The 14,194-nt window shown below is 43.5% G+C and carries 14 protein-coding genes; 2 read left to right on the top strand and 12 right to left on the bottom strand.

The features are described from left to right. Positions 1 to 130 precede the first annotated feature (130 nt). The 4 genes from LI074_RS10445 to LI074_RS10430 form a co-directional block, all read right to left on the bottom strand. Positions 131 to 1,138, bottom strand: a complete 1,008-nt coding sequence (locus tag LI074_RS10445) for a GTP-binding protein (RefSeq protein ID WP_055054159.1) — start codon at positions 1,136 to 1,138, stop codon at positions 131 to 133. Positions 1,139 to 1,317: 179 nt separating this feature from the next. Next, positions 1,318 to 3,201, bottom strand: a complete 1,884-nt coding sequence (locus LI074_RS10440; RefSeq protein ID WP_062808182.1) for an ABC transporter ATP-binding protein — start codon at positions 3,199 to 3,201, stop codon at positions 1,318 to 1,320. Further along, a complete protein-coding gene (locus LI074_RS10435) occupies positions 3,194 to 4,927 on the bottom strand; it encodes an ABC transporter ATP-binding protein (RefSeq protein WP_062808183.1) in 1,734 nt (577 codons plus the stop codon). The genes LI074_RS10440 and LI074_RS10435 overlap by 8 nt, the downstream gene beginning before the upstream one ends. 36 nt (positions 4,928 to 4,963) lie before the next feature. After that, positions 4,964 to 5,431, bottom strand: coding sequence for a MarR family winged helix-turn-helix transcriptional regulator (locus LI074_RS10430; RefSeq protein WP_081018880.1), 468 nt, complete (start codon positions 5,429 to 5,431; stop codon positions 4,964 to 4,966). 265 nt (positions 5,432 to 5,696) lie between these two features. Here LI074_RS10430 and thrH point away from each other — a divergent pair, with 265 nt between their 5' ends. Next, on the top strand, positions 5,697 to 6,299 hold the full coding sequence (gene thrH / locus LI074_RS10425; protein WP_026650356.1) for a bifunctional phosphoserine phosphatase/homoserine phosphotransferase ThrH: 603 nt from the start codon (positions 5,697 to 5,699) through the stop codon (positions 6,297 to 6,299). Positions 6,300 to 6,427: 128 nt separating this feature from the next. On the opposite strand, the gene LI074_RS10420 is transcribed toward thrH, so the two are convergent. Continuing rightward, on the bottom strand, positions 6,428 to 6,931 hold the full coding sequence (locus LI074_RS10420; RefSeq protein ID WP_008705266.1) for an NUDIX hydrolase: 504 nt from the start codon (positions 6,929 to 6,931) through the stop codon (positions 6,428 to 6,430). A 304-nt stretch (positions 6,932 to 7,235) separates the two neighbouring features. Between LI074_RS10420 and LI074_RS10415 the strand changes: the two genes are divergently transcribed. Next, positions 7,236 to 8,819 (top strand): glucose-6-phosphate isomerase, encoded by a 1,584-nt coding sequence (locus LI074_RS10415; RefSeq protein ID WP_008705267.1) that lies wholly within the window; start codon positions 7,236 to 7,238, stop codon positions 8,817 to 8,819. 243 nt (positions 8,820 to 9,062) lie between these two features. On the opposite strand, the gene LI074_RS10410 is transcribed toward LI074_RS10415, so the two are convergent. The 7 genes from LI074_RS10410 to LI074_RS10380 form a co-directional block, all read right to left on the bottom strand. Further along, positions 9,063 to 10,757: a two-component system response regulator gene (locus LI074_RS10410; protein ID WP_243278866.1), complete on the bottom strand. Its 1,695-nt coding sequence runs from the start codon at positions 10,755 to 10,757 to the stop codon at positions 9,063 to 9,065. Positions 10,758 to 11,179: 422 nt separating this feature from the next. Further along, positions 11,180 to 11,611, bottom strand: coding sequence for a M67 family metallopeptidase (locus tag LI074_RS10405; RefSeq protein ID WP_055054157.1), 432 nt, complete (start codon positions 11,609 to 11,611; stop codon positions 11,180 to 11,182). Positions 11,612 to 11,646: 35 nt separating this feature from the next. Further along, positions 11,647 to 12,483, bottom strand: coding sequence for a HesA/MoeB/ThiF family protein (locus tag LI074_RS10400; protein WP_173697951.1), 837 nt, complete (start codon positions 12,481 to 12,483; stop codon positions 11,647 to 11,649). Then, entirely contained in the window at positions 12,484 to 12,690 is a 207-nt protein-coding gene (gene thiS / locus LI074_RS10395) for a sulfur carrier protein ThiS (protein WP_008705271.1), read from the bottom strand. It abuts the gene before it with no gap. A gap of 28 nt (positions 12,691 to 12,718) precedes the next feature. Next, positions 12,719 to 13,036: a thioredoxin gene (trxA, locus tag LI074_RS10390; RefSeq protein ID WP_008705272.1), complete on the bottom strand. Its 318-nt coding sequence runs from the start codon at positions 13,034 to 13,036 to the stop codon at positions 12,719 to 12,721. Then, positions 13,036 to 13,287 carry a sulfurtransferase TusA family protein gene (locus tag LI074_RS10385; protein ID WP_008705273.1) on the bottom strand — a complete coding sequence of 84 codons (252 nt, stop codon included), beginning with the start codon at positions 13,285 to 13,287 and terminating at the stop codon, positions 13,036 to 13,038. The genes trxA and LI074_RS10385 overlap by 1 nt, the downstream gene beginning before the upstream one ends. Positions 13,288 to 13,299: 12 nt before the next feature. Beyond that, on the bottom strand, positions 13,300 to 14,169 hold the full coding sequence (locus LI074_RS10380) for a 4Fe-4S binding protein (RefSeq protein ID WP_022379859.1): 870 nt from the start codon (positions 14,167 to 14,169) through the stop codon (positions 13,300 to 13,302). Between the last annotated feature and the right edge of the window lie 25 nt (positions 14,170 to 14,194).

Here is a 14,194-nt window from a genome sequence, read left to right as displayed (position 1 = left end):
TTGTATGTCTCGGGATTTTGGCATATTCATGCCAAAACACCTCGCGGGATAGTGGTGTGTGAACAGTAACTCGCAATCCGCTTCGCTACTTGCTCATGAACGCAGTCACTTCGCGACCTGCGTTCAAATCTCAGATTTTCAGATAGGATTTAATTTTCTCCTCATGCAGTTCTTCTCCAATCACGATCAGGACCTCCTGTCCTACATGAAGCGGTCGGATTGTAATTTCATTCTTCGTAGCATTTAATTCAATCCACTGCCGTCTATCGCACTCTGCCCATGCAGATAGTCCAGAACCGTCTTCGCTGTCACTGTCTACTCTCATAAATCCCTTCATTCGGAACACACGCCCACATTCAGGATCAGACAGAATCTTCTCAGCTGCTTCCCGCAGCTCCTTCTCAGTCATCTTCACATTCATAAAGTACAGAGAAGTAAAGGCACCCTCTGCCTCAAACTCCGGTTTCCTGTAGCTTGCCATCACATATCCACAGGATGCAATCCGGTCAAAGTCCTCTTTCGACATCTCATCCCAATTCTTGTGGATAACATTAGCAGTATCCACACCATTCATTTCACAATGAAATCTCCTGCTGCAATGAACCTTCTCCAACGCCTGATTCACATGCTTAATCGTACCCTGGATTTCCTCGGGTGATGCGTCCTGGCTCTTGCTCATCACAATGCATCCGGCATCTGCCACCTCAGAAGCCAGAATGAAATCCGCCTCCTCTGACAGATCACGCTCCAGCTTAGAATCCACAATTGCAATCACATTCCCAATCTGATACCAACGGTTTAACGGCTCCTCATGAAGAATATCAAAGAACTCATCCACATCAAAAATCCCAGACGGCTCCACGATCACACGGTCATAACCGCACATACCCATAGCAATCAGTTTCGTCTTAAATCTCCTCCTGTGGCAGTCCTTATCACACCCTCCTGAGATCATCTCCAGCTCACAGTTCTCTCCCATCAGATCCTGAAGCAACATCATATCCACATTCACAGCCCCGTAATCATTCTCCAGAATCCCAATATTATTACCAGCATCCATCAGATACTGCGCATACTTCCTGATAAACGTCGTCTTCCCTGAACCAAGAAAACCAGTGATCAGATCTATCTTTACCATCGTATATCTCTCCCTTGCTGCTACATAATTTTTCTTTTTTATCCGTAAACCGGAACTTCATCATCTGTGATCCACATACCTGTACGATCATAGCATTATAACGCAGAAAACGCAACGCCCGCAAAGAAAGACCACAATTATTCATGTTCTGAAATAATTGCAGTCTTTCTGATAGTTCCTTATGACAATTCCAGCTTACCGGTATAAAGCTGATAATAAGTTCCTTTTAACTTAATGAGGTCTTCATGGTCGCCTCTTTCAATGATCTTTCCATGATCCAGTACGATGATGGCATCGCTGTTTCTGATGGTTGAAAGTCGATGGGCGATCACAAATACAGTACGGCCTTTCATCAGGTTATCCATACCTTTCTGTACGATACTCTCTGTACGGGTATCAATACTTGAGGTTGCTTCATCCAGGATCAGTACAGGCGGATTGGCTACTGCTGCTCTTGCAATGGAGAGAAGCTGGCGCTGTCCCTGGGACAGTTCCTCACCGTCTCCGCTTAACATGGTATCATATCCTTTTGGAAGCATTTTGATAAACTGGTCTGCATGAGCCAGTCTTGCTGCCTCGTATACTTCCTCATCTGTGGCATCCAGTTTACCGTAGCGGATGTTTTCTTTAATAGTTCCTGTAAACAGGTGAGTATCCTGAAGTACGATTCCCAGAGAACGTCTCAGGTCATCCTTCTTAATCTTGGTAATATTGATTCCATCGTAACGGATCTTACCTTCCTGAATATCGTAGAAACGGTTGATCAGATTTGTGATCGTTGTCTTTCCTGCACCTGTAGAGCCTACGAAAGCAAGTTTCTGTCCCGGTTTGGCGAAGAGGCTGATGTCTTTCAGAATAACTTTATCCGGGTTATATCCGAATGTAACATCTTCGAATCGGACATCTCCTGTCAGTTCTGTATAAGTAACGGAACCATCTGCAGAATGTGGATGTTTCCATGCCCACATACCTGTTCTCTCTTTGCATTCTGTGATATTGCCGCTGGCATCCTTTCTTGCATTAACAAGTTCTACGTAACCTTCATCCTCTTCCGGCTTCTCGTCAATGAGCCTGAAAATACGTTCTGCACCTGCAAGTGCCATAACGATGGCGTTGAACTGCTGTGCCACCTGCATGAATGGCTGGGTAAAGCTCTTGGTGAACTGTAAATAGGAAGCCATAACACCGAGGGTGATGCCGCCCACACCTGTTACAGAGAGAAGTCCCCCAAGTACTGCTGTCAGTACGAACTGCAGGTTACCGATGTTACCGATCACAGGTCCCATCATGTTTCCGTATTTATTGGCGTTTGCAGAACTCTCGAAGAGTGCTTCGTTGAGTTTGTCGAATTCTTCTTTTGATTTATCTTCGTGGTTGAAAACTTTTACCACACGCTGACCATTCATTCGTTCTTCCACGAAACCGGTCACATCTGCCAGAGATACCTGCTGACGGATGAAATATTTGCCACTGTTGGAACCAATCTTATTGGTAACCTTCAGCATGATAAAGATGATCACAACTGCCAGAATCGTAAGCAGCGGACTTAACAGTAACATGGAAATAAAGGTAACCACGATCGTAAACAGCGCCATCAGTGCCTGCGGGATCGCCTGGCTGATCATCTGTCGCAGGGTATCTGTATCGTTGGTATAGAGGCTCATGACAGATCCGTTTGTATTCTGGTCGAAATAGCGGATCGGAAGAGTCTGCATATGCTCGAACATATCATCACGGACACTTTTAAGCACACCCTGACCGATATAAACCATCATTCGGGTATAAATAAATGTGGCAATCACACCAAGTGCAAAAATACAGCCAAGGACTGCAAGTGCCTTATAGAGTTCTGCAAAGTTCGGATCTGTCTGTCCGATCAGCGGGATGATAAAGTCATCCAGCAGAAATTTCAGGGACAGGGATACTGCAATACTTGCTGCGGAACTGATAAAGATGCAGATAAATACGATGATAAACTGTATCTTATGGGTTCCTGTCATATATTTCAGAAGTCTTTTGGCAGTTTGGATGGTGTTCTGATCTAATTTTTTCTTCTTATTCATCGTCTCCGCCTCCTTTGACCTGTGATTCATATACTTCTCTGTAAATATCATTTGTCTTCAGCAGTTCTTCTGAAGTACCCACACCTGCAATCTTACCGTCATCCAGTACGATGATCTGATCTGCATCTTCAATAGAAGAAACTCGCTGTGCGATAATAATCTTTGTTGTGTTCGGGATCTCCTCGCGGAAAGCCTTACGTATCAGGGCATCTGTTCTTGTATCTACTGCACTGGTAGAGTCATCCAAGATCAGGATCTTCGGTTTCTTGAGAAGAGCCCTTGCAATACACAGACGCTGCTTCTGACCGCCGGATACGTTGTTACCGCCCTGAACGATCATTGTATCGTAGCCATCCGGGAACTCACTGACGAATCCATCTGCCTGGGCCAGCTTACAGACCCTCCGAACTTCTTCCTCACTGGCATGTTCATCACCCCAGCGAATATTGTCATAGATGCTTCCTGAGAACAGCACATTTTTTTGAAGTACCATGGAAACCTGGTCACGAAGTACTTCCAGATTGTAGTTGCGTACATCCACGCCTCCCACCTGGACATTACCCTTTGTGACATCATAGAGTCTGGGGATCAGCTGCACCAGGGTAGACTTTGCACTTCCGGTTCCGCCGATGATACCTACTGTCTGACCGGATTTAATATGAAGATTTACATCCTTCAGGGAAAGATTTCCTCCCTCTCCTGCATAGCTGAAATCTACATGATTAAAGTCAATAGAACCATCTGCCACATTCTTCACTGCATCAGCTTTATCCTGCATCTCAGGCACTTCATCCAGAACCTCTACAATACGGTCTGTGGATGCTTCTGCTATCATGATCATAACAAACACGAAAGTTACCATGTTCAGGGACATGAGAATCTGAAGTGCGTAGACAATGATACTTGTCAGCTCACCGGTTTCCATGCCACCGAGAACAATTCCTCTTCCGCCAATTGCAACAATGATAATGATTACAGTATACATGGCAAACATCATAACCGGTGAGTTCCATGCAACGATTTTCTCTGCTTTAGTAAACAGATCATAAACATATCTGGAAATTCCATGGAATTTCTCAATCTCATAGTCCTCTCTTACGAAAGCCTTAACTACACGTGAGGCATTTACATTCTCCTGAACGGAATTGTTCAGGTTGTCATATTCATCAAAGACCTTGATGAAATGCGGATGTGCCTTTTTCGCAATAAAGATCAGTGTACCGCCAAGGACAGGAACAACTATCAGGAAAAGCACTGCGATCGGTTTGTTGATCGTCAGTGTCATAATCCATGACAGGATGATCATAAACGGTGCCCTGGCAAGAAGGCGGATACTCATCATGTATGCCTGCTGTACATTTGTGATATCAGTGGTCAGTCGTGTGACCAGACCTGATGTTGAAAAGTGGTCGATATTTTTAAAGGAAAAATCCTGCACCTTATAAAAAATATCGTGTCGTAAATTCTTCGCATATCCTGCTGCTGCAACTGCCGCCATATTTCCGGCCTGTACGCCGAAGAACAGGGAAAGCATTGCCATTGCAACAAGGATGACTCCACGCTGGATGATATAGCTCATATCTCCGTTTGCAATACCTACGTCGATAATCTTCGCCATCTCCAGAGGAATCAGAACTTCCATCAGTACTTCCAGGATTACAAGGACCGGAGCCAGTACAGACTGCTTCTTGTATTCCCGGACTGAACGTAAAAGTTTTTTATTCATCTTCGTCAATGTCCTCCTTGTGTCTCGTTATTTCTGTTAAAAATCATTCCTGCTATCGCAGGATTTTTTCCGGTTTTCATACATCTGCCAGAGAACCTGTTTGCACAGTTCCACATCCTCCTTCGGAATTCCCCGGAGCATTTTGGCTTCGCCTTCTTCAATACTCTTTAAGATTGCAGGACGGATCTTCTCTGCTTTCTCTGTGGGAATGATCTGTTTCAGGCGTGCATCCTGTTTCGCACTCTCTCTGTAAATGTAACCGTTCTTCTCCATCAGCTTCAGGATCCCTGTCACTGTAGGTTTCCTGATCTGGAATTCCTCTTCAATATCTTTCTGATAGAGATCTCTGTGCATGGTTTCCAGAAGGATAAATTTCAGCACATGCTTCTGCATGGTCGTCAGATCGTCATTCTCCATCACCTCTGCCGGATTATGCCGTTTCATTGTATGGGATAAAATATGTATCAGCCTGCCTACATGCATCTCATTCAGCTTCTGTTTCATTTCCTCGTCTATCTCGCCGCACCTCCTAAAATCAGTACCCATACTATAGCAAAGCCATATAATAGTTAGGTTGCTATCCATTAGTTGCCTAACTATTATATGGTTTTAGTTTTTTTATGTCAATACTCGTTTTTATTTCTCCTTTTGAACTACTCAAAAATTAAATTTGCAAGGACTCTCAGAATATGTTAGAATGATTTCACTAAATAAAGCATTAAAGGATTTTCAAAAATAAAGAGGTTTTACACAAAGGAGGATTTCTATTATGTATATTACATGTCTTGACGTAGAGGGCGTACTGGTACCTGAAATCTGGATCGCATTTGCAGAAGCAAGCGGAATCCCGGAGCTGAAAAAAACCACACGTGATGAGCCGGACTATGATAAGCTGATGAACTGGAGACTTGGTATTCTGAAAGAGCATGGTCTCGGACTGAAAGAGATTCAGGATGTGATTGCAAAAATTGATCCGCTTCCAGGCGCAAAGGAATTTCTGGATGAGCTTCGTTCTTTCTCTCAGGTAATCCTGATCAGCGATACTTTCACACAGTTTGCAGCACCGCTCATGGAGAAGCTTGGCAGGCCTACCTTATTCTGCAACACTCTTGAAGTTGCAGACAACGGTGAGATCACAGGCTTTAAGATGAGAGTGGAACAATCCAAGTTAACTACTGTAAAAGCTTTACAGTCTATCGGATTCGATACCATTGCAAGCGGTGATTCCTACAATGACCTGGGTATGATCCAGGCAAGCAAGGCAGGATTTCTCTTCCGCAGTACAGACAAGATCAAGGCAGATTATCCGGAGATCCCGGCATACGAGGAATATGACGAACTGCTGGCTGCAATCAGAAACGCCATGAAATAATCTTAGAGCGTGTCTGAAAAAGGCTTTCTGCAATTGCCAAAAAAGCCACCATACAGGTCAAATCATTCCTGTATGATGGTTTTTATTTTGTGCTTCCATTACTGTTGTTACTCTGTTATACCCATACCTTACATCTCAAACGCCTTTTTTATACTGTCATAATGCAGGAATTTCCCTTCTGCTGCAAAGGCTTTGATCTCATCAACAGTGGCAAACATATATCCGTCTGTTTCCTCTGTCTGCAGGTGCAGGTCACTCTCATCAATATCCATGACAAAACGGTACACATCCACGAAGTAGTTATCTCCCTCACCCGGATTCTCTCTCTTATAAGTAAACAGATATCCGCCTTCCGCATTTCGTACATCCAGTCCTGTTTCTTCTTTTACTTCACGAAGGACAGCCTCGCAGGATTCCTCACCTGCCTGGGCTGCACCCCCTGATACTTCCCACCAGCCGGGAGCCCATGCCTTGGTCATCACACGTTTGGTGATCAGGAATGTACCATCCGGTCTGCCGACGACACCAAGTACAGTCAGGTGATACTCCCCGTCCTTCAGACACCAGTCATTTCTTTTCATTGTGCGTCCTGTCGGTTTCTTATTTTCATCATAAATATCCCAAAATTCCATTTTTAATTATCTCCCTGTAAAATTACTGTCTGCCTGTAACTTTATACATAATATCATTTTGCCGGTCTTATTGCAAATATATACTGATTTTACAGTTGTGCTGTCAGGAAAGCGGGTTACTGTTCACTCCGTTCACAGTAATGAAAGCGAGCCAGAGAAATATTCACAAAATTTTCGCGCAGCAGTGCCGAAATATCTCTGAATCCCATACATTCGTGCATTGAAATTAGAACAATTATTCAGTATAATTATAGTTAATAACTGTGGCCATACAGCTGCAGTCACTTAAAGGAGGAATATTATTATGGCAACATGGAAAAATCTCGACACTCTTGCTTCCTACAGCAAGCTTGCCGAACTGAAAGGTCATGTAAATATTGCAGATGCCATGGCAGGCGAGAAAGGTGCTGAACGTGTAAAGAAATACAGCACACCGATGGCAGCCGGCTTAACTTACAACTACGCTGCAAAACAGGTTGATGAGACAGTTCTGGATGCACTTGCAAAACTGGCAGATGAGGCTGAGCTTATTGACAAATTCCAGGAATTATACAACGGTGCTGTGATCAACACAGGAGAGAAACGTATGGTTCTTCATCACCTTGCACGTACACAGCTTGGCGAAGACGTAGTAGTTGATGGTGTCAACAAACGTGAATTCTACGTTGCACAGCAGAAGAAAGCCGCAGACTTCGCAAATAAAGTTCACGCAGGTGAGATTACTAACGAAAACGGCGAGAAATTCACAACTGTTGTACAGATCGGTATCGGTGGAAGTGATTTAGGTCCTCGCGCATTATATATTGCTCTTGAGAATTGGGCTAAAGCAAACAACACATCCAAGATGGAAGCTAAATTTATCAGCAACGTAGATCCTGATGACGCAGCTGCTGTTCTTGCTTCCGTAGACCTTGCTCATGCTCTGTTCATCGTTGTATCCAAATCCGGTACAACTCTTGAAACACTGACAAATGAAGCCTTCGTAAAGAATGCTCTGGTTAAAGCAGGATTAAACCCATCCAAACATATGCTTGCCGTAACAAGCGAGACATCACCTCTGGCAAAGAGCGAAGATTATCTTACAGCAATCTTTATGGATGACTATATCGGCGGACGTTACTCTTCCGTTTCCGGTGTAGGCGGTGCGATCCTTTCTCTTGCTTTCGGTCCTGAAGTATTTGCACAGATCCTCGATGGAGCTGCTGCCGAGGACAAGCTTGCTACAAATAAAAATATCCTTGAGAACCCGGATATGCTGGATGCACTGATCGGCGTTTATGAGAGAAACGTACAGGGATATCCTGCTACAGCAGTTCTCCCATACTCTCAGGCATTAAGCCGTTTCCCTGCACACTTACAGCAGTGTGATATGGAATCCAATGGTAAATCCGTAAACCGTTTCGGTGAACCTGTAGACTATGTAACAGGACCTGTTATCTTCGGTGAACCAGGTACAAACGGACAGCATTCCTTCTATCAGTTATTACATCAGGGAACTGACATCGTTCCGCTTCAGTTCATCGGCTTTAAGAAGAGCCAGCTTGGTGTAGACGTAGATATCGAGAACAGCACAAGCCAGCAGAAACTCTGTGCAAACGTTGCTGCTCAGATCGTAGCATTTGCATGCGGTAAAAAGGATGAGAACCTGAACAAGAACTTCAAGGGCGGACGTCCTTCCAGCATCATCACAGGTGAAGAACTTACACCTGCATCTCTGGGTGCATTACTTGCTCACTTCGAGAACAAGATCATGTTCCAGGGATTCGTATGGAACTTAAACAGCTTCGACCAGGAAGGTGTTCAGCTTGGTAAAGTCCTTGCAAAACGTGTTCTTGCACATGACACTGACGGAGCACTGAAAGTATACAGTGACCTGTTAAACATCTGATTTCATCAGAAAGCAAAAAATACACAAGCCAAGATCCAACCACAAAAAGCGGTTTCAAACTATAGCACTCCTCTTCAATAATACATTCAGGAGGAGTGCTACAAGAAAGAATCCTGCCCGAAGGGCTTTGTTATGTTATAGGAACATTACGGAGTAATTTCCTATAACATAACAAAATCATCATACAGAACTCCGATAAATATTATCAGGAAGTTCCTTATGATGATTTTTCTGTTTTCTTTTCTAATTCTCTTCTGACTTCTTAACAAACTCTGCTTTCGGCAATGGTCTGGAATAATAGAATCCTTGAATATTGTCACATTCCATCTCCTTCAGAAGTTCAACCTGATCTGCAGTCTCCACACCTTCTGCAACCACCTTCATGCCAAGTCCATGTGCCAGGATGATCACCTGCTGCACGACCATTCTTCCCTTCTGCTGGTGAATACAGTCAATCAGACTCTTATCAATCTTCAGCGTATTAAACGGTAATTCACTCAATGTGATCAGTGAAGAATATCCTGAACCAAAATCATCCATGTGCAGTGCAAATCCTGCATTTACCAGTTTCTCTGTAAAATCTCTGATCATAACATTATTCAGAGTAGCTGTTTCCGTCAGTTCAACAGGCACACAGGAAAACGGGATCCCATTCTCCTCTACAATCTTCATATAACGTTCAACAATATCGGAATGATGGATGCTTGTACGCGACAGATTTACAGAAATCGGAATCAGCTCCTGCCCCTTCTCCATCAGTTCACGCTGAAATTCGCAGACATACCGGAATATGTATTCATCCAGCTTCACGATCAGTCCGTCCTTTTCATATAGCGGGATGAAATCTCCGGGCATTACCATGGAACCATCCGGGTTGATCCATCGCACCAGTGATTCCGCTCCTGTGATCCTCTCTGTTTTTACATCATATTTCGGCTGGAAATATGCCATAAATTCTTTATTTTTAATCGCAGATTCAAATCTGTTCTCCAGCAAGCGGTCCTGCATCTGCTTCTGTTTCATTTTCTCTGTATAATAGGCAATGTTACACCCATAGTTATCGCGGATACTTCTGATCGCCATAAATCCTCTGTCACAGATTACAGAAACAGGTAAAGATTTATCAATATCCTGATAAACTCCATATTTGACCATAAGATTGGGAACAGGTGCATGCTCTGCGATTTCTTCTTCTATCTTTGTCACTGTTTCCAAAGACAGATCACAGTCATCACACGTCATACATACGAACTGATCACTCCCATATCTGGATACCAGACCTGTCTTCAGCATCTTTGTATAAGCTCCTGCCAGATAGCAGAGGATTTCATCTCCTACTTTCTCCCCGTAACTGCTGTTAATCAGTTTGAAATCTCTGATATCAGCAATTACAAGATGAAATCTCTCCCCCGGTCTGGTTTTCAGAAAAGATTTTGCATGATAGAAAAACGCCTGTCTGGTATAAACTCCGGTAAGCTCATCATGTTCTACTGCAGTCAGTGCCATTACGGACTCCCTCAGCTTGATCACACTGTTGATCCTGCCCATTACAAGTTTAAAGTTATAGGGCTTCGGAATAAAATCAACTGCACCAAGATCCAGGCATTGAAGTTCTACATCTTTTGAATTACTTCCGGTCATAACGATAACCGGTATGGTTGACAGAAATTTATCTGTGTTTCTGCGTCTGAGGAATTCAAATCCATCACACACAGGCATACAGATATCCAACAGCACTACTGATAATTCTCTGTAATGCTCGGAAAGAAGTTCCAGTCCTTCTTCCCCGTTTTCTGCGAGAAAAACATCAAATTTCTCTTCAAGAAAAGAAGAGAGGATATCTCTGTTTAATTCATTATCTTCTACGACCAGGACTTTTCTTTTGGACGGTAATTCCCCCGGTTCCAACAGTTTTGCATTGTCAGAATCTTTTCTCATACTTTTTTTATACCCCTCACACACAATTTCCAAAGCAAAGCATCTCCGGATATCCGCACCGGAGATGCTCAAATTATTATAGTAACCGATCTGTTATCTGCAACCGTCCAGCCATTGTGGGAATATACTATACTTAAACGTTACAGGCATACATAATGTCTACATATCTTAACTCTTTGAGTTTACATTATTTTGCATAATCTTTCAAGCCTTATTCTGCAGTTGACATGATTTTGCCACGACTTTATTATGGAAATTTCATGCTATGATGGGCTGGATTAAGATGCATTATTTACGAGGATTACTATACTTTTACAATGTACGGAATTTTTATATGCTGACAGTATAAACAGAGGCAGAAATGTTTCCACAAATAATCCTGCTTCAAACATTTCTGCCTCTGTTATCCTGTCTGTAAATCTTTAAAAATAATATTCTTCTGAATAAATCCTCAGATCCTCTTTTGTCCATTCCCCACCTTCAATATGAAAGCTGTTCAATACCGGATAGTCCGCCATCAGTGACAGAATCAGATAACTTGCCTTTGAATCAAAAGCAAGGCGGATATCCTCCACTGACGGACGGGATGGAGAAGACGGATGGGAATGCCAGTTTCCCAGCGGTTTCAATCCATTGGCACGCATATCCCTGATCGCATTTATCTGGTCTCTGGGATCCAAGGTGAAGTGATCTTCTGCATGATCTTTATTCTCCAGAAAATATACCTTTCGGATTTCCCTTCCCTCCCCGGTTTCCACTCCGGCCAAAAGCCCGCAGGCTTCCTCCGGAAGATGCTCTTTTGCATAATTAACGATTTCATCATAGAGATGATCTCTCATTCTTATTATAGCCATACTTTTCTCCTGTTTTGCATCAGGTTTTCTTGTATTTACTGCTCATCTCTTGTGGCAAATCGGCCTGCTGTTTCCTCACAGACCTCCTGCTCGTAGTCGATCGGTTCCAGGATTGTCGGATGATCTCCGCATACTGCACAGTTATGAGTATCCTTCGGCAGTTTAACCTTATGGAATTCCATTGTCAGCGCATCAAAAGTCAGAAGATATCCTGTCAGAAGATCGCCTACACCGATCAGATACTTGATTGCTTCCATTGCCTGCAAGGAACCGATGACACCTCCCATTGCTCCGATGACACCTGCCTGCTTACAGGTAGGAACTGCATCCTTGGGCGGCGGATTTTTGAATACGCAGCGGTAACATGGACCTTCCCCGGGTACATAGGTCATCAGCTGACCTTTAAAACGAATGATACCTGCATGGGAAAATGGTTTTTTCTCCAGTACACATGCATCATTGATCAGAAATTTTGCCGGGAAATTATCAGTTCCGTCAATAATAAAATCATATTCTCGAATCAGTTCGCGGATGTTGGATGCGTCTACGAACATCCGGTAAGTTTTTACTTCCACATCCGGATTCATGGCATTCATGGTTTCCTTTGCTGATTTTACCTTTGCTTTTCCGATATCTGCTGTGCTGTGGATGATCTGTCTCTGCAGATTGGAAAGATCTACCTCGTCCGCATCCACAATACCGATTGTTCCCACACCTGCTGCTGCCAGATACATTGCCACAGGTGCACCAAGACCGCCTGCACCGATGATCAGTACTTTTCCTTTCAGGAGCTTCTTCTGTCCCTTTGCCCCCACTTCTTTTAAGATGATGTGACGGGAATAACGCTCGATCTGTTCATCTGTCATTGCCATTTAGCATCCACCTCCCATGAAATACAGAAATTCTACATTGTCTCCCTCTTTTAATACGGTAGACTCTTTATCCTCTGATGCAACAAATTCTTCATTAATAGAAACGGTTACATATTCCGGCATCTCTACATTTTCCTGTGCGATCAGTTCCGGAAGTGTCAGTCCGTCTTTTACTTCTTTTTTCTCTCCTGCTACTGTGATAAACATATTTTTCTCCTTTATGCCTGCTCTCTTTTTAGAGTAATCCTTCAATCCAGCTGTTTAACTCTGCCTGTTTCAATGCTCCTGTTTTCCGGTCTTTCGCCTGTCCGTCTTTAAAAAGGATCAACGTCGGATTTGCCTGCACTTCATACTGCTCTGCCAGCTCCACATCAAAGTTCGTATTTACTTTATATACTTTAATCTTATCCTCATAATCGTCTTCCGCATTTCCGAGAACCGGTGCCAGCTTTTTACACGCCACGCAGGAATCTGAATAAAAATCCACCAGAACCGGAAGTTTTTCCTTCAGGACTTTCTCTTCAAAATCCGTCTTGCTTACCCGTACTGCCATCAGTCTTCCACCTTTCTTACATACATGGTGTAAGTACCATCTTCATTATCGGTTAATTTCAGTACTTTATGCCCTTCTTCTTTCATGCTGCGCGGAACATTCTGCACTGGTTCGCCATCGTTCATGCGGACAGCCAGAATCTCTCCATCCTCCAGTTCTTCGATTGCTACTTTTGCCTTCACGAATGTCAGGGGGCATACTTTATCGGTAATATCAACCTCATCGGTTACTTCAAAATCTAATTCAGCCATTATGTTCTCCTTTCACTGTCCTTCATACGCATCTTTCAGCTGACTGCGGAAATCTTCTTCTCCCACACGCTGCAATGTTTTGCGGAAACGTTCACTTGGATTTGCATTTTTTTCAAAGAAATTAATTGCCGCATCTGTCACACGAAACAGTGTTTCTTTATCCGGGATCAGAGGAAGCAGTTCTTCTCCTTTATAGATATTATTTCCGAAGGTTCCTCCAAAAGATACGATATATCCCGGAGTTCCTTTCCATGCATCCACCGGACAGCTCTTTACACAGCGACCACAATGATTACATTTCTGCGCATCCAGTTCTATTTTTCCGTCCACCATCTTCAGTGCATCCTGTCTGCAGGCTTTCACACACACACCACAGGAAATACAGTCGTCTTCCTTATATTCGATGTTCATGCCGCCTTTGATTCCAACATCGTTTTCTTCTGCTTTCAGGCAGTTATTCTGGCATCCTGTAACACCAAATTTGAATTTATGCGGGAGTTCCCGTCCGAAATATCTCTCATCAAGCTCTTTTGCCAGTGTGTAGGTGTCGATACATCCGCTTGGACAGACCTCTGAACCCTGACAGGCTGTAACTGTACGTACACGTGGTCCGCACACACCGGTTCCCACACCGCCTTTTGCCAGTGCTTCTTTTACCTCTGCCAGTTCTTCCACTTTAATAAAGGGAATCTCAATGCCCTGACGGGAAGTCATATGTACATATCCGCGGCCGTATTTTTCTGCTACTTCTGCTACTGTCTTAATATTCTCTGCAGTCAGGTTTCCACCGACCACTGCCAGTCTCAGGGAACCGTAACCTTTCTGTTTCTGTCTCATATATCCGCCTTTTTTTAAGGCTGCATAATCTACTTTCTGTGCCATTTTTATCTCTCCTTTGTGTTTTTAG

The sequence above is a fragment of the Blautia sp. MSK18_10 genome (genome assembly GCF_020553185.1).
Classification (GTDB): Bacteria; Bacillota; Clostridia; order Lachnospirales; family Lachnospiraceae; genus Blautia_A; species Blautia_A wexlerae.
The sequence above is the reverse complement of the archived record's forward strand: the minus strand, read 5'-3'. Positions and strand labels throughout refer to the sequence as shown.

Excerpts from the sequence above, each read along its gene's own strand:
- LI074_RS10445 (WP_055054159.1), bottom strand. The coding sequence starts at position 1,138 with ATGGTAAAGATAGATCTGATCACTGGTTTTCTTGGTTCAGGGAAGACG.
- LI074_RS10440 (WP_062808182.1), bottom strand. The coding sequence starts at position 3,201 with ATGAATAAGAAGAAAAAATTAGATCAGAACACCATCCAAACTGCCAAA.
- LI074_RS10435 (WP_062808183.1), bottom strand. The coding sequence starts at position 4,927 with ATGAATAAAAAACTTTTACGTTCAGTCCGGGAATACAAGAAGCAGTCT.
- LI074_RS10430 (WP_081018880.1), bottom strand. The coding sequence starts at position 5,431 with ATGAAACAGAAGCTGAATGAGATGCATGTAGGCAGGCTGATACATATT.
- thrH (WP_026650356.1), top strand. The coding sequence starts at position 5,697 with ATGTATATTACATGTCTTGACGTAGAGGGCGTACTGGTACCTGAAATC.
- LI074_RS10420 (WP_008705266.1), bottom strand. The coding sequence starts at position 6,931 with ATGGAATTTTGGGATATTTATGATGAAAATAAGAAACCGACAGGACGC.
- LI074_RS10415 (WP_008705267.1), top strand. The coding sequence starts at position 7,236 with ATGGCAACATGGAAAAATCTCGACACTCTTGCTTCCTACAGCAAGCTT.
- LI074_RS10410 (WP_243278866.1), bottom strand. The coding sequence starts at position 10,757 with ATGAGAAAAGATTCTGACAATGCAAAACTGTTGGAACCGGGGGAATTA.
- LI074_RS10405 (WP_055054157.1), bottom strand. The coding sequence starts at position 11,611 with ATGGCTATAATAAGAATGAGAGATCATCTCTATGATGAAATCGTTAAT.
- LI074_RS10400 (WP_173697951.1), bottom strand. The coding sequence starts at position 12,483 with ATGGCAATGACAGATGAACAGATCGAGCGTTATTCCCGTCACATCATC.
- thiS (WP_008705271.1), bottom strand. The coding sequence starts at position 12,690 with ATGTTTATCACAGTAGCAGGAGAGAAAAAAGAAGTAAAAGACGGACTG.
- trxA (WP_008705272.1), bottom strand. The coding sequence starts at position 13,036 with ATGGCAGTACGGGTAAGCAAGACGGATTTTGAAGAGAAAGTCCTGAAG.
- LI074_RS10385 (WP_008705273.1), bottom strand. The coding sequence starts at position 13,287 with ATGGCTGAATTAGATTTTGAAGTAACCGATGAGGTTGATATTACCGAT.
- LI074_RS10380 (WP_022379859.1), bottom strand. The coding sequence starts at position 14,169 with ATGGCACAGAAAGTAGATTATGCAGCCTTAAAAAAAGGCGGATATATG.